This window comes from Salegentibacter mishustinae, from assembly GCF_002900095.1.
Lineage (GTDB): Bacteria > Bacteroidota > Bacteroidia > Flavobacteriales > Flavobacteriaceae > Salegentibacter > Salegentibacter mishustinae.
Map to the genome: position 1 here is coordinate 2583413 of NZ_LLKN01000002.1, position 23228 is coordinate 2606640.

At 37.0% G+C, this 23228-nt stretch carries 20 protein-coding genes; 8 read left to right on the forward strand and 12 right to left on the reverse strand.

The annotated features are described in order from the left end of the window. Positions 1–327 precede the first annotated feature (327 nt). The gene (locus APB85_RS14395) at positions 328–2799 is read right to left on the reverse strand and encodes a polysaccharide biosynthesis tyrosine autokinase (protein WP_057482113.1); all 2472 of its coding nucleotides are present in this window, start codon (positions 2797–2799) and stop codon (positions 328–330) included. Next, complete coding sequence (locus tag APB85_RS14400) at positions 2800–3597, reverse strand: polysaccharide biosynthesis/export family protein (RefSeq protein WP_225573077.1); 798 nt, start codon at positions 3595–3597, stop codon at positions 2800–2802. Between the two features lie 165 nt (positions 3598–3762). On the opposite strand from APB85_RS14400, the gene APB85_RS14405 reads away from it, so the two are divergent. The 5 genes from APB85_RS14405 (at position 3763) to APB85_RS14425 (ending at position 9908) form a co-directional block, all read left to right on the forward strand. Then, positions 3763–5628, forward strand: a complete 1866-nt coding sequence (locus APB85_RS14405; protein ID WP_057482115.1) for an ABC-F family ATP-binding cassette domain-containing protein — start codon at positions 3763–3765, stop codon at positions 5626–5628. A 67-nt stretch (positions 5629–5695) separates the two neighbouring features. Further along, on the forward strand, positions 5696–6058 hold the full coding sequence (locus tag APB85_RS14410) for a four helix bundle protein (protein WP_057482116.1): 363 nt from the start codon (positions 5696–5698) through the stop codon (positions 6056–6058). A 105-nt stretch (positions 6059–6163) separates the two neighbouring features. Beyond that, entirely contained in the window at positions 6164–6907 is a 744-nt protein-coding gene (locus APB85_RS14415; protein WP_229792177.1) for an O-methyltransferase, read from the forward strand. Between the two features lie 45 nt (positions 6908–6952). After that, entirely contained in the window at positions 6953–7651 is a 699-nt protein-coding gene (locus tag APB85_RS14420) for an ABC transporter ATP-binding protein (RefSeq protein ID WP_057482118.1), read from the forward strand. 208 nt (positions 7652–7859) lie between these two features. Next, positions 7860–9908, forward strand: a complete 2049-nt coding sequence (locus tag APB85_RS14425) for a dipeptidyl-peptidase 3 family protein (protein ID WP_057482119.1) — start codon at positions 7860–7862, stop codon at positions 9906–9908. 143 nt (positions 9909–10051) lie between these two features. On the opposite strand, the gene APB85_RS14430 is transcribed toward APB85_RS14425, so the two are convergent. Beyond that, entirely contained in the window at positions 10052–10633 is a 582-nt protein-coding gene (locus APB85_RS14430) for a PhnA domain-containing protein (protein ID WP_057482120.1), read from the reverse strand. Between the two features lie 239 nt (positions 10634–10872). Here APB85_RS14430 and APB85_RS14435 point away from each other — a divergent pair, with 239 nt between their 5' ends. Both APB85_RS14435 and APB85_RS14440 read left to right on the forward strand, forming a co-directional pair. Further along, positions 10873–11238 (forward strand): BlaI/MecI/CopY family transcriptional regulator, encoded by a 366-nt coding sequence (locus APB85_RS14435; protein ID WP_057482121.1) that lies wholly within the window; start codon positions 10873–10875, stop codon positions 11236–11238. 2 nt (positions 11239–11240) lie between these two features. After that, positions 11241–12740: a M56 family metallopeptidase gene (locus tag APB85_RS14440; RefSeq protein ID WP_057482122.1), complete on the forward strand. Its 1500-nt coding sequence runs from the start codon at positions 11241–11243 to the stop codon at positions 12738–12740. A gap of 74 nt (positions 12741–12814) precedes the next feature. On the opposite strand, the gene APB85_RS14445 is transcribed toward APB85_RS14440, so the two are convergent. The 9 genes from APB85_RS14445 to ruvC all read right to left on the reverse strand — a co-directional run bounded on the left by APB85_RS14445 (position 12815) and on the right by ruvC (position 21891). Next, positions 12815–14524: a DUF885 domain-containing protein gene (locus APB85_RS14445; protein ID WP_057482123.1), complete on the reverse strand. Its 1710-nt coding sequence runs from the start codon at positions 14522–14524 to the stop codon at positions 12815–12817. A gap of 241 nt (positions 14525–14765) precedes the next feature. Then, entirely contained in the window at positions 14766–15773 is a 1008-nt protein-coding gene (locus tag APB85_RS14450; RefSeq protein WP_057482124.1) for a metal-dependent hydrolase, read from the reverse strand. 92 nt (positions 15774–15865) lie between these two features. Beyond that, on the reverse strand, positions 15866–17644 hold the full coding sequence (locus APB85_RS14455; protein WP_057482125.1) for a MutS-related protein: 1779 nt from the start codon (positions 17642–17644) through the stop codon (positions 15866–15868). Further along, complete coding sequence (locus APB85_RS14460) at positions 17637–18002, reverse strand: MmcQ/YjbR family DNA-binding protein (RefSeq protein ID WP_057482126.1); 366 nt, start codon at positions 18000–18002, stop codon at positions 17637–17639. The genes APB85_RS14455 and APB85_RS14460 overlap by 8 nt, the downstream gene beginning before the upstream one ends. 119 nt (positions 18003–18121) lie before the next feature. Next, complete coding sequence (locus APB85_RS14465) at positions 18122–18736, reverse strand: DUF4230 domain-containing protein (protein WP_037316639.1); 615 nt, start codon at positions 18734–18736, stop codon at positions 18122–18124. Between the two features lies 1 nt (position 18737). Next, on the reverse strand, positions 18738–19088 hold the full coding sequence (locus APB85_RS14470) for a DUF4260 domain-containing protein (protein WP_057482127.1): 351 nt from the start codon (positions 19086–19088) through the stop codon (positions 18738–18740). Continuing rightward, complete coding sequence (locus APB85_RS14475) at positions 19085–19831, reverse strand: cyclase family protein (protein WP_057482128.1); 747 nt, start codon at positions 19829–19831, stop codon at positions 19085–19087. Before APB85_RS14475 ends, APB85_RS14470 begins: the two co-directional genes overlap by 4 nt. Before the next feature lie 230 nt (positions 19832–20061). Beyond that, entirely contained in the window at positions 20062–21207 is a 1146-nt protein-coding gene (hemW, locus tag APB85_RS14480; protein WP_057482333.1) for a radical SAM family heme chaperone HemW, read from the reverse strand. Between the two features lie 84 nt (positions 21208–21291). Next, positions 21292–21891, reverse strand: coding sequence for a crossover junction endodeoxyribonuclease RuvC (ruvC, locus tag APB85_RS14485; protein WP_057482129.1), 600 nt, complete (start codon positions 21889–21891; stop codon positions 21292–21294). Positions 21892–22078: 187 nt separating this feature from the next. Here ruvC and APB85_RS14490 point away from each other — a divergent pair, with 187 nt between their 5' ends. Then, entirely contained in the window at positions 22079–23227 is a 1149-nt protein-coding gene (locus APB85_RS14490) for a glycosyltransferase family 2 protein (protein ID WP_057482130.1), read from the forward strand. The last annotated feature ends 1 nt before the right edge of the window (position 23228 follow it).

The following is a 23228-nucleotide window of genomic DNA, read 5'->3' on the forward strand; positions in this document are numbered from 1 at the left end:
AGAGTGAGATTCTGATTAGCTTTAGCGGGGCAAGAAGCGTTCTAACTACGAAAAGAACCTTCCGTCGCTCTTAATGACGAGAAGAAAAAATTGAAACTAGAGAATAAAAAAGACAACATATTCGTATATTTGTGGCGCAAAAAATAGATCGGGAGATCTTAGTCTTAAAACAGTAGTTTTTATGTTCTAACGTTTAAACACTACAAACTACTGACTATCTTCAAAAGATTACCACGCTCCTGTGTCGCTCGTAATGACGACGAGAATCAAGAAGCAAATATTCGAGTATTCGTGGCTAAGTAGTCTACAGACTTACGACTATAAAACCTACTCAAAATTTCGCATCGCTTTCTTCCACCAGCGTTTGAATTTTCGGGTGGGATCAGATTTTTCTACGTAGCCTTTAGAATATCGGTTATATCCATACCCGTAGCCATAGCCGTAACCATATCCATAGCCGTAACCATAACCGTATTTAGCCCGGTGTACAAAGTGGTTTAATACAAAACTGATGTTCTTAATTTCCCCTTTACTGTATTTCTCGTTGATAGACTCCAACATGCCACGCTTGGTGTAATCCTGGCGCACCAGGTAGATTGTGGCATCGGCATGTTTTACAAGGTTTAAAGCATCGGCAACCATCCCAATTGGTGGGGTATCCAGGATGATATAGTCGTATTTCTGTTTTAATTCCTCCATCAGCTTATCCATTTGCTCATTGATAAGTAACTCTGATGGATTTGGAGGAACCGGTCCGGCGGTGATCACATCCAAATAAGGAATTTTACTTTGCTGAATAATCTCATCACTACTCGCCTGGTCTATCAAGTAATTTACCACTCCCAGATCGTTATTCAGTTGGAAATCATCAAAAATCTTCGGCTTTCTTAAATCGACCCCAACAAGTACCGTTTTTCGTTCGCTTAGCGCAAAAACGGTCGCCAGGTTCATTGCGCAAAAAGTTTTTCCTTCCCCTGAAACCGAAGAAGTAATCAATAAAGTTTTAGAACCGGTAACGCCCTGTTTTTTATACATAAACTGCAAACTAGAGCGCAAGCCTCTAAAACCTTCTGAAATAGAGGATTTTGGATTATTAAAAACAACCAGGTTAGAATCGGTTTTACTTTTTCCAATCATCCCCAGGATAGGGATTGGTGATAAACGTGTTACTTCCTGGGCGTTATGAATATTGGTGTTCATAAAAACTAACAGGAATACAAAAGTTAGCGGAATTACGCCCCCTACCAATACAGCCATCACATAGTTAAGCTGGGTATTCGGGCCAATTTGTCCGCCACCGGTATCTTTAGCCGAATCGATCACCATCACATCACTTACATTCGCTGCTTTAATTAATCCGGCTTCGCTCCTCTTTTCAAGGAACATATTGTAAGATTTTTCATTAAGGCTGTAACGACGTTGAATTTTAAGCAAATCCTGCTCTTCCTGTGGAAGTTTACTGATCTCGGATTCCAGTTGGGCGATTTGCCGATTAATATCCTGCTGCTCTTCTCGCAATAAGCCTCTGGAAGAGCTGATATTCTCCAGCAAAATAGATTTAACCGAATTTATTTGCCGGTCTATATCGTCAAAAACCGGGGAATTTTCTTTTAGAGAATACTGGTAATTACTTCTTTCTTCTGCCAGGGCAATAATTCGGGATACGCCGCTGGCAATACTTCCTTCAGAAATTCCCGCTACAGAAGGCGCTGGAACATTGGAATAATCTTTACGGGTTTCCAGGTAATTTCTTAAGGTTTCGTAATAAGAAAGTTGCCGCCTGATATCTTCTTTTCTAAGATCTAAAGTTGAAAGCCTATTAGAAAGCTGGGAGCTTTCCGCAGAAATATCCATTATGGCATTTTCATTCCTGAATTGATTCAGCTCTGCTTCAACCAATTTCAAAGCTTCAGATTGAACTGCCAAACTGGAATCTATAAACCGAATGGTTTTTGTGGCAAAAAGGTTCTTCCGCGCCAGCATATTTTCACTAAGCACGCGAACAGTTCCATTAAGGTAATCTACAATCCTGTCTTTATTTCCTCCGGTTTGACTCATTTTCAGCACAGACGAACCTTGAGATTCAGGACTTACATTTACATTTCGATATTTCCCAACGGCGGAGTCAAAATTCATAAAACTCACATAAAAAGGAGTTCCCGCCTGCAAAGGTTGATCTACCCTTAGTATAGTTCCATTAAAAAAAGGAAGCCGAACCTGTTCTCCCGATTTATAAGTCTTACTAAACTCTTTAGGTTCTACCTCGCGGTAAGTTTTTTCTTTAGTTTTATAATTTTGAAGACTCAAACTTGCCGGTACATTGGCTTTTAAGTTGTAGGTAAGGGAATCTACAAATGTGATCGTCATCGTTACATTTATAGCCTGAGCTTTTGCCGTATCTGCCACCACTGTGAACGGAGTGCTGCCATAAGCATCTATACGTTGATATTCACCTTCCTTTAAATATTGAGTATAAAACTGAAGTTCTTCTACCACCTCTTCGTTATGCGACCGTGATCGTAAGATGGTCATTGCCGTATTAACCTTATCTGAAGTTCCTCCCCAGTTAAAAGTTAAACTGGTATTGCTGGTAAAGAATGGATTCTGATCATCTTTTATAGAAATGGAATTTCCCAGGTTATAAACCGGTAATTTCCTAACATTATTGTAGTAGGCAACCGCCAAACTAATCCCCACCGAAAGTAAAATTAGCTTCCAGTAACTTATAACTTTTAGTACAAAACCTTTAAAATCGAAGGTTGAGCCAACATCTGATATGTGATCGTCTTCGTGCGCCATTTAAATCCTGCTAAATAATAAGATGGTTGTGGTTACAAAAGATAAAATAGTTACTCCAGTTCTAAATATTTCCAATCCGGTTGTACCCAATCCCAGCGCCTTTTGTGGCAAAGCGTTTACCAAAATAAGATCGTTGGGTTGTATATAATAATATTCACTTTGGGTAGCATCAATATCGGTTAGATCTATTTTATGAACTTCTTCGCCGTATGGATATTGCCTTATAATCTTTACATTTTCCATATCGCCATATTCAGAAATTCCACCGGCATTCGCCACGGCTTCCATGATGGTTACTTTTTCTTTATAGATTACCTGGCTGCCGGTTCCTATTTCTCCAAGCGTGGTATATCGTATCCCCGCCAGTTTTACAGTTACAAAAAGATTGGCTTCCTCTCTAAAGTAATTTTCCAGCAATAAATTTTCTATTTTCTCTCTTATCTCCCTTTCGGTATAACCTAAAACGTTTACTTCTCCCAGGGTTGGCACACGAATATTCCCGTGATCGTCTACCGTGAAACCATCAAAATAAACCCGCTCTTCGGTCGTAGCATTATTATCAGCTTCTCCTACGGGATTAAACATGCCCACAAGTTCCTGGTCCAGCGCTTTAACCCTAATACTCAAAAGGTCTCCGGTTTGGATGCGATATGGTTTTTTTAATTGTTGAATCTGGATAATACTATCCATTTCTCGATCCTTACCCTGCAGGTAAGTTGTTTTTTTAGTAGAAATACAAGACGAGAAACTTAAAACTCCCGCCATTAAGATTAAAATGAGATAGTATCTTTTCAGCATATTTTGCTATTGATTCGGGATATCAAGATGATTTAAATCGACCAACGACTATTTTCACAGCCAGCCTGTATCTTAATTTAGATAGTTTTAACAAATATAGTTTTTGTAGGCTAATAATAAAATTAAGTCGCAATTTTCCTTTTATTTTGCACAAAACTCAAGTCTGTGAATTATTTAAGTGTAGAAAATATTGCTAAAGCCTACGGGGAACGCGTGTTATTTGAAGATATTTCCTTCGGAATCAATGAAGGTCAGAAAGTAGGATTTATAGCTAAAAATGGAACCGGAAAAACTTCGCTGCTGGATATCCTGGCCGGTTTCGATGCGCCAGATGCCGGTAAAGTGGTGTACAGGAAGGATATTACTACTGCCTTTCTTCCGCAGGAACCCAATTTAGATCCGAATTTAACGGTAGAGGAAACTATATTTTCTTCAGATAATGAAATCCTGAATATAATAAATCGTTACGAAAAAGCCCTTAAAAACCCTGATGATGCCGAAGCTTATCAAAAAGCTTTTGAAGAAATGGACGCTGCACAAGCCTGGGATTTTGAAACCCAATACAAGCAAATTTTATTTAAACTGAAGCTGGACGATCTTTCCAAAGAAGTGAAACATCTATCAGGCGGACAAAAAAAGCGACTTGCGCTTACCGTGATGTTACTCCAAAAACCGAATTTCATAATAATGGACGAGCCTACCAACCACCTGGACCTGGATATGATCGAGTGGCTGGAAGAATATTTTAAGAAGGAGAACTTCACCATTTTTATGGTTACTCACGACAGGTATTTCCTGGAACGGGTTTGCAACGAGATCGTTGAGCTGGATCACGGCAATCTTTACACCTATAAAGGGAATTACGGCTATTACCTTGATAAGAAAGATGCAAGGATGGCCCAGGAAGCCACCAATACCGAAAAAGCCAAACAACTTTACAAAAAAGAACTGGAATGGATGCGCCGCCAACCCAAAGCGCGTACCACAAAATCTAAATCCAGGATAGACGATTTTCAGGATATTAAAGATCGTGCTCACAAGCGCCGGCAGGATCACGAAGTGCAGCTGGAGTTAAATATGGAACGCCTGGGAAGCAAAATTGTGGAACTTCATAATATTGGTAAGTCTTTCCAGGATAAACAACTGCTGGAAAATTTCAGCTATAATTTTAAGCGCGGAGAACGCATTGGTATAATCGGGAAAAACGGTACAGGAAAATCAACATTCCTTAATATTCTAACCGGAGGAATTAAACCCGATACCGGCAAAGTAGTGATAGGGGAAACTATAAAATTCGGTTATTACACTCAGTCGGGAATTAAAATTAAACCCGGTCAAAAAGTTATTGAAGTGATTCGGGAGTTTGGCGATTATATTCCTTTGAAAAAAGGCCGCCAAATTTCGGCACAGCAACTTTTAGAGCGCTTTTTATTCGACCGTAAAAAACAATATGATTTTGTTGAAAAACTAAGTGGTGGCGAACGAAAACGACTTTACCTATGTACAGTGCTTATTCAAAACCCCAACTTCCTGATTCTAGATGAACCTACTAACGATCTTGATATCGTTACGCTGAACGTATTAGAAAGCTTTCTGCTAGATTTCCCGGGATGCTTATTGGTGGTTTCCCACGACAGGTATTTTATGGATAAGATTGTTGATCACCTTTTCGTATTTCAGGGCAATGCAGAAGTTCAGGATTTTCCAGGAAATTACACCGATTATCGTGCATATGAAGATAGTGCTATTATAGAAGCCAGGGAAGAAACTTCAGAAAACGATACTAATAAGAAAGATTGGAAAAAAACCAGTTCGGGCACCAAACTAAGTTATAACGAACAAAAAGAGTTTGAAAAACTGGAAAAAGAAATCGCAAAACTAGAGCAGAAAAAAGAGAAACTTCAACAAAAATTCTTAGAAGATCTGGATCCCGATGAAATTAAAGAAAACTCCATAAAACTTCAGGAAATAGATGATACCATAGAAACTAAAACCGAACGCTGGTTTGAGCTTGGTGCGAAGGCGGAGTAGTTTCAGTTGTGAGTTGTGAGTTGTGAGTTGTGAGTTGTGAGTTCAAACTAATTTTAAAATTCAACATATGAAAAGTTATAGGGATTTAGATATCTACAATCTTTCTTTTGAATACGCACTGGAAGTTCACAAAGTTTCACTCAAACTTCCTAAATTCGAATTATATGAGCAGGGTAGTCAGGTAAGAAGGTCCTCAAAAAGTATCAAAGACAATATCGTTGAAGGATATAGAAGAAGAACTTACAAACAAGATTTTATAAAATTTCTGGTATATTCACACGCTTCACTTTTAGAATGTTTATCACAATTGGAAACGATTGACGAATTATATGAAATCGAAGAAATAAAAACGCTAAGATCAAAATACGACCTTTTAGGCGGTAAAATTTATTCATTTATTCAATACGTAGAAAAAAACTGGAAGTCCTGATTTTTCAACCGAAAACTGAAAACGGAGAACTCATAACTGACAACCGCTAGCTTGCATCTAAAATCCTACATAAAATTCCTTTTAAAATCCCAGAATCAACACGGGTTGCACTCACCATTTGTGTACGATTTGGTGACAAATTGCTTTTATGATAAAAGAAAATATAAAGAATATAAGCTTCTACACAAATACCGGAAAGATCTCTTAAAGAATAATAAAAAAATTCGGGTGACCGATTTTGGTGCCGGGAGCAGGGTGTTTACCTCAAACAAACGTACAATTTCAGCGATTGCTAAAAATGTTGGAATTCCGAAGAAAAGGGCCAGATTTTTATTTCGGCTATCCAATTACCTAAACTGCAAGAATATTTTAGAACTGGGCACGTCCCTGGGAATCGGTACCGCTGCACTAGCTGCGAATAAAAAAAGCAAAGTTCTAAGTATCGAAGGTTGCCCTCAAACGGCCGATGTGGCCAGAAATCAATTAGAGAAATTCGGGTTCAATAATATTGATCTTAAAGTGGGAGAATTTGAAGAAATTCTTTCAAAATTTGTAGTATTTCCTAATAAAACCACAAACAACGAACAACAAATCCAGTACGATTTAATTTATTTTGATGGCCACCATACAAAAGAAGCGACCTTAAACCATTTTAAGCAGTTGCTTCCAACCGCCCATAACGATACTGTATTTATTTTTGATGATATTCATTGGTCTCCCGGAATGGAAACTGCCTGGGAAGAGATTAAAGCGCATCCAGAAGTAAGAGTAACGATTGACACATTTTTCCTGGGACTTGTATTTTTTAGAAGGGAACAGGCAAAACAGCATTTTACAATAAGGTTGTAACAAAAAGAGCAAAGCAGCGTCCTATAAACACAAAATTATTTTGGCATGAGTAAAGTCATTGAAATTAGGCAAATTACCAGGGATTTTCCACTGGGAAATGAAGTGGTAAAAGTTTTAAAAGGTATAGATCTCGATATAGATAGAGGGGAATATGTAGCGATTATGGGACCCTCTGGATCAGGAAAGTCTACTTTAATGAATTTACTGGGCTGTTTGGATACGCCAACTTCCGGAACTTATATTCTAAATGGAAAAGACGCCAGCCAAATGGGAGACGATGAACTTGCTGAAATTAGAAACAAAGAGATCGGTTTTGTTTTTCAGACCTTTAACCTGCTTCCCAGGACTACCGCTTTAGAAAATGTTGCTTTACCAATGATCTACGCCGGTTATAGTAAAACCGATCGAACAAAACGGGCTGAGGAGGTTTTAACAAATGTTGGGCTTGGAGATAGAATGGACCATAAACCCAACCAGCTTTCGGGTGGACAGCGTCAAAGAGTTGCCGTTGGTAGAGCTTTGGTGAATAAGCCTTCTATAATCCTGGCTGATGAGCCTACCGGAAACCTGGATTCCAAAACCTCTGTAGAAATCATGAATCTTTTTGATGAAATTCATGCCGCAGGAAATACGGTAATCCTGGTTACCCACGAAGAAGAAATCGCAGAACACGCTCACCGTATTATACGCCTTCGCGATGGAATGGTAGAAAGCGATGAACGAAAAGAGGTTATTAGCCAATAGGTGGTTACCCGGGATAAATTTCTTTCCAAAATTGCCTAAATCAGATTTTTTCATCCGACTCAAAAAAGCTTGCATATAAGCCGGACTTCTGCATTTTTCAGAAATTATCAGGTCGTTTTATGGAATTACAACGTAGGCTGATTTCCAAATCTGAAAGCTTCACATAAAAAGGATTATTCTTAACTTTGAAATCTAAATAATCATTAAAATGAAGCATAAATTTGGAATTTTACTGCTTGCACTTGCAAGCATTTTTATTTCCTGTAACGACCAGGAAAAACAAGCGAATAATAACCAGGAACAGACTGAAACCACAAAGAATAGTTCTGTTAAGGTAGATGAATTCGCAGATATTAAGATTCTTAGGTATGAAATACCGGGATGGGAAAATTTAGACCTCAAAGAACAAAAGTTAGTTTATTATCTAACCCAGGCAGGCCTTGCCGGGCGAGATATTATTTGGGCTCAAAACTACAAACACAACTTAAAGATTAGAAAAGCTTTAGAGAATATTTATGCCAATTACGAAGGTGACAAAGATTCTGAAGATTGGAAAGCTTTTGAAACTTACCTAAAACGAATTTGGTTTTCAAATGGTATTCACCATCATTATTCTAATAGTAAGATCAAACCAGATTTTGATAAAGAATATCTACAATCATTATTAACTGCTACCAATACAGAACTTAGTGGTGAGCCTTTAGAAGTTATTTTTAACGACAAGGATGCTAAAAAAGTAAACTTAGATGAAGCCGAAGGTTTACTTTCTGGATCTGCAACCAATTTTTACGGAGCAGATGTTACTGCTGCTGAAGTTGAAGAATTCTATGCAAATAAAAAATCTCCTAATCCAGAGAAACCACTTTCTTTCGGCCTTAATTCTAAACTTATCAAAGAAAACGGCCAGTTAAAGGAACAGGTTTACAAGGTTGATGGCCTATATGGTGATGCAATTGCTGAAATTATCAAATGGTTAGAAAAAGCTGAAGCGGTTGCAGAAAACGAAAAACAAGCTAATGCTTTAGGACTTCTTATAGAATATTATAAAACCGGAGATCTTGAAGTTTGGGACGATTATAATGTTGCCTGGGTGGAAGCCACAGAGGGAAATATCGATTATATCAACGGGTTTATCGAAGTGTATAATGATCCATTAGGTTACCGCGGTTCTTATGAGAATATTGTACAGATAAAAGATTTCGATATGTCTCAAAAAATGAAAGTTTTGGAAGACAATGTGCAGTGGTTTGAAGACAACGCGCCTATTATGGATGAGCACAAAAAAGAAGAAGTAGTTGGTGTAACCTATAAAACCGTTATTGTTGCCGGGGAAGCCGGAGATGCTTCACCGAGCACACCTATTGGTGTAAATCTTCCTAATGCAAACTGGATAAGACAGGAGCATGGAAGTAAATCGGTTTCTTTGGGTAATATTATTAACGCCTACAGCAAAGCTGGCGGAAGCGAGAAACTTAAAGAATTCTCTCACGATGAAGAAGAGATTGAGCTAAGTGAGCAATACGGCGAACAGGCCGATAAATTGCATACTGCACTCCACGAAGTAGTGGGCCACGCATCTGGTAAAATCAACCAGGGAGTTGGCCAGACCAAAGAAACCTTAAAAAGTTATGCCTCTACAATGGAAGAAGGTCGCGCTGATTTAGTGGGACTTTATTACCTGATGGATCCAAAATTAGAAGAATTAGGATTAACTGATGATCATACGAAACTGGGAAAAGCGGCTTACAACGATTATATCAGGAACGGAATGCTGGGCCAATTAACCAGGATCGAGATGGGCGAAGACATTGAGGAAGCTCACATGAGAAACAGGATGTGGGTAAGTTCCTGGGTTATTGAAAAAGGGAAAGAAGATGGAGTAATAGAAAAAGTTCAAAAAGACGGAAAAACCTATTACGACATTAAGGATTACGAGAAACTTAGAGAACTTTTTGGAGAGTTATTACGCGAAACTCAAAGAATTAAATCTGAAGGTGATTACGAAGCTGCCAAAAACCTGGTAGAAAATTATGGCGTAAAAGTAGATCAGGAAATTCATAAAGAAGTTTTAGAACGAAATGAGGTTTTTAAGTCAGCGCCTTACAGCGGTTTTGTAAATCCTGAGTTAGTAACCGAAACAGACGAGAATGGTGAAATTACCACTATCAAAGTTACTCAGCCGGAAAGCTTTGAAGAGCAAATGCTGGAGTATTCAAAAAAATATAACTTTTTAAAAGAAGACGCTGGAGCGGAGTAAAAAATTAAGAAGCGAAAATTAATAAATTCCCTTCTTTAATTTTTCTGTAAAATCTAAAACCACGAATACAAATTGTGTTCGTGGCTTTTTATATAAAAAATATTGAAGAGGCTTATTTGAAATAGTTGTTCTAAAAATTCAACTTATACTTTCTTCACGAATTTGGTTAAAATAACGATCTGCTGTCCTTCAACTTTGCCCTCAATTTGTTCTGCATTGTCGTGTACTAGAGAAACCCGGCGCACAGCGGTTCCGCGTTTAGCGGTTAAACTACTGCCTTTTACATTTAAATCTTTAATAAGAACTACAGTATCACCGGCTTCGATTACTGCACCATTGCTATCCTTATGAATAATTTCAGCCGTAGCATTTTCTTTGGAAACCAACTGGGATTTGGCAAAAGCTTTCAGCTCTTCTTCCATATACATCATATCAAGCAAATCCTGTGGCCAGCCTTCGGCTTTTAGTTTAGTCAACATTTGGAAAGCCGTTACCTGAACAGCAGGAACAGTACTCCACATAGAATCGTTTAAACAACGCCAGTGGTTTACCTCTACTTTATCAAAATTTTCCAGTTGCTCGGTGCAAACCTGGCAGGCCATAAAACTTCCATCGGTAGTTTCTCCCGGGAAATTCTCAAGGCTATAAACCTGTAAATTATCTGTAGCACTGCAAAGCTCGCAGGTACTATCGCTGCGTTCCCTTAATTCTTTTTCTAAATTCATTCTTGCCTTTTGAAGTCGCGAAGATAGGTAAAAGAAGAAATTAATAGTTCAGCCATTTCGAAATTTGTTAATTTACTTCTTCCCTGGCCAAAATAACCTTCATTTTCCAATTTCATCCCTCTTTATAAAAACAGTATTTCAATACTACTCAGCTGCTTGAGGCAAAATTATTTAATTCTATGTTTGTAGAATTAAATAATTATTCTACATTTGTAGAGAATAATCTAAACTTGTAGAAAATGAGTCTTTCAAAATCTGAAGAACAATTAATGCAAATCCTCTGGAAACAAGAAAAAGCTTTTATGAAAGACCTTATAGAAGCATACCCGGAACCTAAACCCGCACCTACAACTATTGCCACACTCTTAAAAAGAATGCAGGACAAAAGTTTCGTAGACTATAAACAATATGGCCGTTCCCGGGAATATTTCCCGCTGGTAAAAAAGAAAGACTACTTCTCTAAGCAGTTTAATGGAATTATTAAGAATTTTTTCAATGATTCTGCTTCCCAGTTTGCTTCATTTTTCACCAAAGAAACCAATTTAACCAAAGAAGAATTGGAGGATTTAAAGAAGTTAATAGATAACGAGATAAAAAATAAGTAGTTATGGAATGGTATATTTTAAAATCTGTGACAATCCTGGCCACTTTACTTCTTTTTCACAAGTTGCTTCTTGAGAAAGAAGACATGCATACGTTTAAGCGTTTTTACTTACTCGTTGCGGTAATAGCATCTATTGGAATCCCGCTTATTACCATTACTACCTATATTGATCCTACTTCTCAAAATATTGACCCTGCTTTGCTTCAATCTTCCAAGAAAACTTCAGTAGCAGAAAACCAATCTTTTATGGATTATCTGCCGTTCGTTCTTTGGACCATCTATGCATTGGGAGTGATTTTCTTCAGTATAAAATTCATAAGAAATCTAAGAAAATTATTACTAAAGGTTAGAAAAAATCCCAAGGTGAAGAAGAAAGGTTTCTTGCGAATATTGTTGCAAGAAGAAATTGATCCACATACTTTTTTGAACTATATCTTTCTAAACAAACAGAAGTATGAGCAGAAACAAATTCCAAAAGAAGTAATTATTCATGAAGAAGCACACGCTAATCAAAAACACAGTTTAGATATTATTTTCGTAGAATTTCTGCAGATTATTTTCTGGATAAATCCGCTTATATATTTCTTAAAAGATTTTATCAAACTCAACCACGAGTTCCTGGCCGACCGCGAGGTGCTTAAAAAAGGAATTCAGAAAGCAGAATATCAAACCACATTATTATCATTTTCATCGGGAGATTTACATAGTGATTTTGTAAATCCTATTAATTATTCATCAATCAAAAAACGTTTTACAGTTATGAAAACACAAACATCAAAATCAACCATTTTAGTAAAAAGTCTATTGATCTTGCCTTTAATTTCTATTCTATTTTTTAGCTTCATTAATAAGGAAAAAGTAGAGAATGATCTAAATTCCACCACTCTTATTCTTGAAGTAGATAGGATCGGGCAACTCCTGATGCACGAGAATAAAATTACCATAGAAGAATTGAATAAGCACATAAAAGAGAATAGTTTTACTTCATACCACGTTGAAGTTGTCGAAAATTCTTCACCGGCTATTTTAAAAGACCTAATTCAACTAATGGCTGAAAATAAATTGAAAGGAAGTGTGGCTACCTGTACTACTAACAATAAAGATCAGGAAAAAGCCACTCCTGATATGATTTCAGAACACAACAGGCTGGTTAAACATTATAATTCTATTCCGGAAGAAGACTTTAAAATGACTCAGGAACACGCCAATAGAATTATGTATATAAGAAGTCTAATGACCGCAACGCAAAGAAAGAAAGCTGAAAAAATAAGATTTGAAATTCTTCCGCCACCCCCACCGGCTCCTGTAACTCCACCTACACCTCCAGCACCACCAAGCTTTGAAAAATTGCTGGCCGATGGTGCAATCTTTTATTACCAGGAAAAAACTATTGAACCACAAAAAGCTCGGAAATTGGTTGAAGACCAGAAAAAGGTAAATGTTCATATTACCTATAACAACCAGGAAAAACCAATAGTTAAATTAACCGACAAAGAGAATTAGAAAAACTGATTAAAAAATAAAAAACCTCTTCGATATTAGATGGAAGAGGTTTTTTATTTAATTTTTAGCACCTATCAATCGGTATTACTTTCAATAAACGCATTCACCCGTTTTTCCAAAATAGGAAGTGTAACCACTCCCTGCTCTAAAATCACTTCGTGGAAATCCCGAATATTGAAATCTGAACCAAGGGCTTCTTCAGCCTTTTTTCGTAATTCCCTGATTTTGATTTCTCCAATCTTATACGACACCGCCTGGCCCGGCCAGGAAATATAACGATCTACTTCTGTATTGATATTATGCATAGAAAGCGCGGTATTCTTCTCGAAATATGCTACCGCTTCCTCCCTGCTCCAACCCATTGCGTGAATTCCTGTATCGATAACTAACCGGCAGGCACGCCATTGCTCGTAGGTAAGTTTACCAAACAGCTCGTAAGGCGTGGTATAAATTCCCATATCTTCAGCTAAAAATTCAGAATATAAACCCCAGCCTTCACCGTAAGCCGATAAATACATATTTCTACGGAATTTTGGAATACTGTCACCTAATTCGGCATTCAACGCATTCTGTAAATGATGTCCGGGCACCGCTTCGTGGGCGGTTAAAGAAGGCAAAACATATAGCGGACGATTAGATAAATTATAAGTATTCACCCAATAATAGCCCGGCTGGGTTTCATTTGAAGCGCCGATATAACGTCCCGTGGTATACTTTGGAGCGATAGCATCAGGCACTTTTGTCACTCCATAAGGTTTTCTGGGTAAGGTTTTAAAATAAGCGGGAAGTTTAGCATCAATACGCTTAGCGATATCCCGTGCTTCCATTAATAATTCGTCGCCGGTTTTTGCGTAAAATTGTTCGTCCGTTCTTAAAAAATGAATGAATTCTTCGAAACTTCCCTCAAACTCAACTTCGGCGATTATTTTTTTCATTTCTGAATTAATCCGCGCTACTTCCTCCAAACCAATTTGATGAATTTCTTCTGCCGTTAAATCTAAAGTGGTATAATACTCCAGCCTGTTTTGATAATATTCCCTTCCATTTGGAATTTCAGAAACTCCCAAACTTGTTCGGGTATTGGGTAGATATTCGGTTTCAAAAAATGTTTTAATTCTCTTAAACTGCGGAATCACATTATTGGCAATCGCATATTCAGCGGCCGATAAAACCGAATCTTTTTGTTTTTCTGAAAGTGTTTTTGGAAGATTTTCAAAAGGTCCATAAAAATAACTTTCTTTTGGATCTTTTAAAATCTGGTCGTTATAAGTAGATTCATAACCTTCAAAAATCACGCGCGGCTGTGTATTTCCTTTCTTTAATCCTTTACGTAATAATACGAAATGCTGATCTACATAAGCGGGAATCGCATTTAACCTATTCAAATAAGCTTTCACTTGCTCATAATTATTTAAATCTCGAACCTGGTAAGCAAGGCTTAAATGAAACCCCGAATCTGAAAGCAACGGATTTAAATAAGCTTCGTATTTATAACGATCTATGGTTTCCTGGAGTTTAAATTTTAGCATTTCCAGTGAAATCTGTTCAGTTTCACTTAAAGAATCGATCTTTATATCCTGGAGCTGCTCCAACTGTTTTTCAGCAAATTCTGATTCTTCCTTGTAATAATTCTCAGTATATAATCCCAAAGGAAATTCTTCGCGATCATAAGCTTTATGATCTTCTATTTTACTGATGATGGAGTCTAATTTTTCTGAAGCTTCCTGGGCAGATAAAAAAGAAACACAATAAAAAGCGAGGGCAAGGTTGAACAGTTTTTTCATAAGAAAGTAGAATTTTCAATAAAGATAAGGTTTCTGAAGAAGTTTTTAAGGGAGTTGGTTTTGCCACGAATTCACGAATATTCTTAGTCTCTAGCTGGTAGTCTTTAGTTTGTATAATTTATATTACAAATACATATCGTCTAATACTAAATGCTAATTTACAGCGCCTTTTACCAGGAATACACGAATGTTTTGTCTTTATTCTTTATTCTTTTCTCTTGGTTCTTGGTTCTCGAAAAATCTAATTCCCTAAGATCCTATTTCCAAGCTGCGACAATAACTCCTTTGCATCTCCCCTGGTCTTTTCTGTTTCTATGGCTTTAATTTTGCCATTTTCCTCAACCAATTTATAGCTAAAAGCGAAGTCGGCATCTGCCCTGGCAATTGGGCTTAACGTTCCAAAACGAAGATCATTAAAGTAAATGTCTCCTTCTCTTTCTGAAATGGTATACCAGCCTTCCGAAATATCGATAAGCCGTTTTACATTGCGCTTTTCAATCCAGTCGCCAAGCAATTGATGATTTTTAGGATGTGCTACAAACTCTATTGGTTGTGTATCAAAAATTGAATAGTTCCCAATTAAATATGCATCATCAACCTCCACATTAGCCGACCATAAAACAGCATTTAGCGGAGACGGTTTGGTTTCAATTTTATAATAAGCAATATCCTGGTCTTCCAAAGCTTCAGTAAACTTATCAAACGTGTAAAGTTTCAATGCAGGAGTAATAATCAACAAATAGATACTGCTTACTAGGAGTCCAAGATTATTCAATTTTCTCCTTTTTTTAGTTCCTCTTTCCTGTCGCATTGCCAGGATTAAGAACACCAAAAATGGTAACGTATATAATGGATCTATTACAAAAATGTTCTTATAGGCCAAACGGACTTCTAAAGGCCAGAATAACTGTGTGCCCCAGGTTGTATGCGAATCTAGAAGTGGATGCGTAAACAAGCCCCAAAACATCAACCAGGACCAGTTTTGCCGGGTGGCAATAGATTTTTTTTCAATCTTTGAAATTAGCCAGCCAAAAATGGGTGCAAAAAGTATGGAGAATACGATGGAGTGTGTAAAGCCACGGTGTATTTCAATAGCAGTAATAGTATCTGTAAAAGCGCTTGCAAAAGTATCCAGGTCGGGTATTGTGCCCGCAATGGCTCCATAAAGCATCGCTTTGTTCCCCACTTTTTTGCCGAGAACTGCTTCCCCAACCGCTGCGCCTAATACTATTTGTGTTAGTGAATCCATTTATATTTTCCCTTTAGCTTCATTCTCCTTGATAAATTAGATCCTGACTTCTCGACTCCGCTCAAAGTGACAAATTCAGGGTGGCGATGCTCTTAATCATCAACAATCTCCATTTTTCTTAGAAGGAATGAGGCATTCATGTTCTGGCAAATTCCGTCTTTGAATTTATAATCAAAATGCAGCTCATCATTGATAATTTCAGCATCAAAATAATGGTTTTTCACCTGACTTAATTCTGAAGTAATTTCGCATAAACTCAAATCGTGCGTAGCGATGATTCCGGTTGAATTAGAGTTTACCAACTTCCTGATAAACTTTTTAGAACCTATAGCTTTATCGCTGCTATTGGTTCCTTTTAAAATTTCATCAAGAATAATAAAATACCTATCGGTTTTGATTTCGTCTACTATAAATTTTAAGCGCTTTAATTCTGAAAAGAAATAAGATTCGTCATCGCTTAACGAATCGCTGGTGCGCATACTGGTAATGAGTTTAATGGGCGAATATTTGCAAGCTTCAGCACAAACCGGAAGCCCTATATTGCTCATTAAAATTTGAAGGGAAACTGTTCTTAAAAAAGTACTTTTCCCGGCCATATTTGCCCCGGTAATAATAAAGAATTCTTCGTCTCCAATCGTAAAATCATTAGCAACCCTCTTTTTAGGATCTAAAAGCGGATGTGCCAATTTGTTAGCCGAAATCCCTCTTTTTTCGTTGATGATCTCAGGAAAAATATAGTCTGGATGGTTAAACACAAAATTCCCCAGCGAATTATAGGCGTCAGTAAATTCAATTACCTCAAACCAGTTCTTTACGTGCTGGCGGTAAGCCAAAATCCATTTTTCTAATTTATAACTTTGGCGAAGATCCCAAAGCAAAAAACCATTCCCAAAAATGCCAAAAAGCATATTATTTCGCTGATCTAAAGCGTCAATCGCCTTGGAAAATTCTTTAAAAATTGCTGATGCCTTTTTCTTTTCTGAATGAATTAATGCCTGGTTCTTTTTTAATATTTCTGAAGAAAAATTTTCCTGCTCCAAAAGTCCCAGTAAAAAATGATATTGATGAAAAGTATCTTGAATCTTACTTACGCTACCTGAAAGCAGGTTGATTCTCTTAAGATAAATTCCAGTAAAAAGTATTCCTGCCAAAAACCATAGAAAAAGGTGAATTCCCTTTAAATAATCAAACGAATAACCCGCGATCACTAGAACTGAAATTGCCGAAAATACACCAGGCAACCATTTCATATAATTTGGGACAAAATTCTTATAATTCTTAAACCATTTAACTACAGTTTTTGACGCCGTTTCAGTCTTTACCAGTTTCGCCAGGGCAGTAAACTCCTGTCTCCATTCTGCTTTAGTTGCCAGTTCTTTAACGGCTTCCTGTTTCTGCGGAATATTTTCAATGCTATTTTCAGTAAAAATACCGGCAAGTATTTTTGTACCCTCATAAAGCGCGGTTCGGTTGGAATACTGAAAAAACGAACCCCGCCCGAATAAATCGATATCCTGACTGTAAGGATGTGTGGGATTTTCAAATTCGCTTCCTTCGGGTAATTCCTGGAAATTGCGGGTTTTTAAAATATCAATTTCCAGTTCGTTTAGCCTGATGATTTCCTTTTGCTTATCGCTTTTATCCTTAAGATTGCTGTGCCTGGAAACTAAAAAAAGGAAAAGCGCAATCCCGCCAATAATTACCGGAACGATCACATTCATATTTCCGAAGAAATAATAGATCGTAAAACATATGACTAGAAAAATGAAAAGCCTGATTAAACTGGATACCAGCAATTTTTTGGAGATCTTGCTTAATTCCTGCTGATGTATTTCTTTTTGCTTTGAATAAAATTCTAATGGATTATTCATCTAAATCTTTAAGTTCTTGTTGTTGCTTTTTGCTTAATCCTGCTATTATCAAATTGTAAGAATCGTCTATTAATTGATAAATAAAATCAGGTTTTAGGTGGCCATCCAGGATTACGGTATTCCAATGTTGTTTATTCATATGGTAACCGGGTAAAATATTATTCTCGTATTCCTCCCGTAAAATTATAGCCTTTTCAGGATCACATTTCAAATTTACACTAAGTGGAATCGCATCAAGACCGGCCAAAGCAAACATCTTGCCCATAACTTTAAAAACGAGGGTATCTGGACCAAAAGGTAAACCTTCGGTTACGCCTTTTTTGCTGATGCAGTAGTTTCTTAGCGTTTCAATGTCCATATTTTAAGAATTGTCATTTCCGTGAAGACGGAAATCTATCTAATAATCAATATGCCAGATCCTGACTTCTCGACTCCGCTCGAAGTGACGAGTTCAGAATGACTTACTTCCACAGGTTATTATTTCTCAATTTTCTTCTGATTTCTATCTTCTAAAGTCAGTGCGGTATAGTCGAGTTTCCAGCCTATGGTTTCCACTATTTTTTCCATCAATAAAATAGTATCCAGTGCCTCTTTTCGTGCCTGGTCTAAAAGTCCGCTTTGGGGAATTTTATCAACTATATAGTTCTTTGCGTCTCGGTTAATATCGGTGAGATCTGAAGTTGTAAAAGGGTTTGCCCAGCCCTCGCGCTTGTCGTAATATTTGAAATCTGTCTCTACAGTAAGTAGCTCCGGTTGTGGAAAATTGGTAAGTACAATGGTTTTCTTTTCATTTTCGCTATTCATTCTAACTTTGCTAAGATCAAAACCCACATGCGCTTTGGCGTTAACTAAAACAATAGCCTTTTTCTTTCCCAAAAGTAAACTCAGGTATTTTTCCTTTAAATTCTCGTAATGATAAACTTCAGAAAAATCGCCTTCAACGGTTATAAATTTGCAAACGCTCCTTATTTTATCCATAATCACCAACGACTGCTCATTCGTTTTAAGCTTTGATTTCTCCTTATTAAACCTGGCAAAAATAAAATAAGCCACCACCGCTCCCACGGCCAATCCGATAAATAAAAATTCCATATTAATTTCCTATTTCTCCCAAATGTGTGAACTTAAAGCCTTTTTCATACTTGAGTCCGTAGCCTAAAATACGATCAAAAGCCGCGTGTGAAAACAAAATTACACCTATTAATTGAAATACTTCACTTTGCACATAAAATCCCAGGAACCATATTAAAATTGCAAGCCCTTTATGATGAAAAAGATTATAAATAAAAGCACTAATTCTATTATTGAAGAGATATCCCAGCATTCCAAAATCTGGTGTAAAAAATAAAACTAGAAACCACCACCAGGCAAAGTCTAATCGGCTAAAAACGAAAATTCCCAACATTAACATTGCGAATTCTTCAAGTGCGAGTGTTATTTTCATAAGAATTTATATAAAACCGGTTTTGAGGGGCTTGCATCGTTTTCAAAAGAAGCTATTTGCAGGTTTAGCAAATAATTACCATCCTCAATAGAATTAGGAACATAAACCAGTTCGGTAATGGTCGCATCAAAACGAGTGTTTTTCGGGTAATTCCAAAAAGCTTTATGCGCTAACAACTTCCCGCCATCCTTTTCCTTATCTACCGAAGGTAAATCTATAAGCAAATGTTTTATACCGGAATTTCTGAGATAAACCGCAGCCTCTTCACTAAGATAAGGCCAATTAGTATGTGAATACTTTTTTGTTTGCTTTTCCCTGAAATTGGGCAGCGTTCGTATAATTAAAGCTTCAGTTGCGTTAGGCTGAATTTTCTCCTTTAAAATTGCTTCGGAAATCACTTTATCTTCTCCTTTTGTTTCAGGCTCTACTGAAATCAATTTAGCAAAAAAGAAAAAGGTTTTCAGCGTTTGATTAATACTGTAAAACTCCCTGGAAATATGCCCCACGCATTCGGTATGCGTACCATGAGCGTGTGGGTTAAATTGAATATTATTAAAATTAACAGAAGCTCCTTCTGAGACTTTCCCGATAAAATCGCCGTCCTTCACCGGGTTTATTTTAGGAGCATCTAAATACCAGGCTACGGGATTTTTTTCATCGCCCCGCAAACCAATGGAAATATCAAGGGGTTTGGAAAGATCCGTTTCGTAAGTTTTCCTGTTGAGTTCTATACTTGTTTTCACAAGCTAAATGTATTAAAAACTTTTTGCTCTAAAATAAGATGAACATAGAATGAGATGAGTCTTCCAATAATCTTATGAAATGGTCTTTCTGAACTTGTTACTTCGAGCGGAGTCGAGAAGTCAGGATCTAAGTTGTTCGTAACTAAAACATGTTATAAGCTGAAATAAATTCAGCTTGACGAGGTTTGAATTTTTTGGATAATTTTAAATTGAAAGTCAAAAACAAGCTTTTATTCCAGGAAAAACAAATCTGCAGCAATACCATCACTTAAAAATTTCCCTTTAGAAGTGATATGATAGATTCCATTTTTCTCCTGAAGTAAATCTTCCTTCTGTAAAGGTTTTGCAAGTTCCAAAAAGTGAGCTTTATAAGCTTCTCCAAATTTCCCGGAAACCTCAGCAAGCTCCACTCCAAATTTCGTTCGAAGCCTTGTCATCACATATTCATTATACTTGTCTGAAAGTGATAAGACCTCAGTTTCCTGCGGAATCTTATCATTTTCTATAGCTTTTATATACAAAAGATTATTCGAGATATTCCATTTTCGGGAGTTTCCATCATAAGAATGTGCGGCAGGGCCAATACCCAAATAAGGTTTACCAAGCCAATAGGCGGTGTTGTTTTCTGAAAAAAAGCCCGGCTTACCAAAGTTGGAAAACTCGTAATGTTCAAAACCATTTTTAGTTAGGGTTTCAACCAGAATTTCAAAATGAAGTTTAGCGGCTTCATCATCTACCGGTTTTATTTTTCCTCTTTCAATAAATTTTTGAAGCGCGGTATTCGGCTCTACGGTAAGCGCATAACTGGAAATATGCGGCACGCCAAGTTCAAGTGAAATTTCTATATTATTTTTCCATTGTTCCGCGCTCATTCCCGGAATTCCGTAGATAAGATCTATAGAAATATTATCGAAATATGATTTTGCGAGTTTTATACTTTTTAGAGCTTCTTCAGAGTTATGTGCTCGGTTCATCAGCTTTAAATCTTCTTCAAAAAAAGATTGAACTCCAATACTCAACCGGTTTATTTTAGAAGCCTGGAGCATTTTTAACTTTTCTTCGGTTAGATCGTCGGGATTTGCTTCCAGGGTGATTTCAGGACTTTCGGCAATTCTATAATTCGAGTAAATGGTCTCAAAAATTTGCTGAAGTTCATCTGCTTCTAACAAACTGGGTGTTCCGCCGCCAAAATAGATCGTCTGGATTTCGGGAGAATTGAGCTCATTTTTCCGGAGCACTAATTCCCTGCATAACATTTCTACAAGCTTCCTTTTCTTTTTTAAAGAGGTAGAAAAATGAAAATCGCAATAGTGACAAGCCTGCTTACAAAAAGGAATATGGATGTAAAGGCCCGCAGCCCCTCCCGGCCTCCCCAATGGGGAGGAGTTTTTATCTTCACTCTGTATAGGATTTTCTAACACAACCTATTCTTAATTATTAATAATCTCCAGAATCTCAGACTATTTCTTGTTTTTCTTTCCTCGTAGATTTACTGAGCTAACTCCCCCTTTGGGGGTTGGAGAGCTATTTTGCTTTACGAATGCAGCCCAACCGGAATAGCTTTTTCCCACTTCGGTTCTACCCGAATTGTAAAAATGACAAACCGCAGCGGCAAGTCCATCGGTTGAATCGAGATTCTTTGGTAATGATTTCAAACCGAGTAAACTTTGTAGCATTTTTGCTACCTGCTCTTTACTGGCATTTCCGTTACCGGTAATTGCCATTTTAATTTTCTTGGGTAAATATTCGGTAATTGGTATTTCTCTTGAAAGTCCTGCGGCCATTGCCACGCCCTGTGCCCTTCCCAACTTAAGCATAGATTGTACGTTTTTACCAAAAAACGGGGCTTCAATTGCAATTTCATCTGGATGATAAGTGTCTATCAACTCTATGGTACGTTCAAAAATCAATTTTAGTTTCACATAATGATCGCTGTATTTACTAAGCTGCAATTCATTCAGCTGCATAAATTTCATCTGTTTGTTTTCCACTTTTATAAGTCCGAAGCCCATAATCGTGGTACCGGGATCAATTCCTAAAATGATTCTTTCGCTTTTCAAAATAACTTTTTCAATTTAAAACCTACCAAAATTCATGTAGCTAGGCAAAGCTAAGCAATTTCATTTCCTTACTCGCTAAGCGAGATTTCAAATACAGAATAGCTTAAATATTTTCTCTTACTACTGTTGTTGAATTTGCAGTGATTTGGTTTACTTTACGCGGAAAACAAGAATTAAAAAACCGAATATGTTCATCTTTATTATAATCTGCATTTGTTATTCGGTTTTAATGCTAATGCTACTTTATGGATGGAAAAAAATCCAAGAATTCCCTGCGGAAAATTCACCTGCCGAAATACGGTTTTCTATTATTATCCCTTTTAGAAATGAAGCTAGAAATCTACCGATTTTACTGAAATCTTTAACTGAAATAAATTACCCAAATTCTAAGTTTGAAATTATCCTGGTAAATGATGAATCTGAAGATAATTCGATGGAAATAATTGAGGGATTTCCGCAACTTCACTCAGATTTCAGAATAAAGGTTTTAGACAATGAACGCACTTCAAATTCGCCAAAAAAGGACGCAATTAATACGGCAATTGATTCAGCTCAATTTGAATATATCATTACCACCGATGCAGACTGCCAGGTCCCTGGAAACTGGTTAAAATCTTATAATGATTTTATACTTAAAACTGGAAATAAACTCGTTGCGGGACCGGTTGCTTTAAATTCTCTTCCGGCAGCAAATACAAATAATAAGCGCAAAAACATCTTAAGGAATTTTGAGGAATTAGATGTTTTGAGTCTTCAGGCATCTACTGGCGGAGCCTTCGGCATCAAAAAAGCATTTATGTGCAATGGCGCCAATTTATGTTATAAGAAAGATGCCTTTTTAAAGGTTTCAGGCTTTGCCGGAAATGATAATATAGCAAGCGGTGATGATGTTTTTTTACTTCAAAAATTTCAGCAAGAGAATTATAAAATCGGATTTTTAAAAAGTCAAGAAGTACTTGTTTATACCAAACCTCAACAAAGTTTTGGTAACCTGGTTTCACAGCGAATTCGTTGGGCTTCTAAAGCGCCGGCTTACAAAAGCTTATTTGCAAAATTCACCGGAATAAGCGTGCTTTTAATGAACTTAAGTCTTGTGATCGCTGTTTTTTTAGTCTTCTTACAAATCCTGCCCTACCAGCCTATTTTGATCATTTTCCTGGTAAAATTTAATCTTGATTTTATACTAATCTACAGCTCAGCTAATTTTTTTCAACGAGAAACAGTATTACGAAGTTATTTTTGGAGCAGTATCTTTTATCCTTTCTTTAGCACTTATGTCGCAGTGAAATCCCTATTTTCGGATTTTTCCTGGAAAGGAAGACAATTTAAAAACTAAA

Coding starts and splice junctions, on each gene's coding strand:
- APB85_RS14395 (WP_057482113.1), bottom strand. CDS start 2,799: ATGGCGCACGAAGACGATCACATATCAGATGTTGGCTCAACCTTCGAT.
- APB85_RS14400 (WP_225573077.1), bottom strand. CDS start 3,597: ATGCTGAAAAGATACTATCTCATTTTAATCTTAATGGCGGGAGTTTTA.
- APB85_RS14410 (WP_057482116.1), top strand. CDS start 5,696: ATGAAAAGTTATAGGGATTTAGATATCTACAATCTTTCTTTTGAATAC.
- APB85_RS14420 (WP_057482118.1), top strand. CDS start 6,953: ATGAGTAAAGTCATTGAAATTAGGCAAATTACCAGGGATTTTCCACTG.
- APB85_RS14425 (WP_057482119.1), top strand. CDS start 7,860: ATGAAGCATAAATTTGGAATTTTACTGCTTGCACTTGCAAGCATTTTT.
- APB85_RS14430 (WP_057482120.1), bottom strand. CDS start 10,633: ATGAATTTAGAAAAAGAATTAAGGGAACGCAGCGATAGTACCTGCGAG.
- APB85_RS14435 (WP_057482121.1), top strand. CDS start 10,873: ATGAGTCTTTCAAAATCTGAAGAACAATTAATGCAAATCCTCTGGAAA.
- APB85_RS14440 (WP_057482122.1), top strand. CDS start 11,241: ATGGAATGGTATATTTTAAAATCTGTGACAATCCTGGCCACTTTACTT.
- APB85_RS14445 (WP_057482123.1), bottom strand. CDS start 14,524: ATGAAAAAACTGTTCAACCTTGCCCTCGCTTTTTATTGTGTTTCTTTT.
- APB85_RS14450 (WP_057482124.1), bottom strand. CDS start 15,773: ATGGATTCACTAACACAAATAGTATTAGGCGCAGCGGTTGGGGAAGCA.
- APB85_RS14455 (WP_057482125.1), bottom strand. CDS start 17,644: ATGAATAATCCATTAGAATTTTATTCAAAGCAAAAAGAAATACATCAG.
- APB85_RS14460 (WP_057482126.1), bottom strand. CDS start 18,002: ATGGACATTGAAACGCTAAGAAACTACTGCATCAGCAAAAAAGGCGTA.
- APB85_RS14465 (WP_037316639.1), bottom strand. CDS start 18,736: ATGGAATTTTTATTTATCGGATTGGCCGTGGGAGCGGTGGTGGCTTAT.
- APB85_RS14470 (WP_057482127.1), bottom strand. CDS start 19,088: ATGAAAATAACACTCGCACTTGAAGAATTCGCAATGTTAATGTTGGGA.
- APB85_RS14490 (WP_057482130.1), top strand. CDS start 22,079: ATGTTCATCTTTATTATAATCTGCATTTGTTATTCGGTTTTAATGCTA.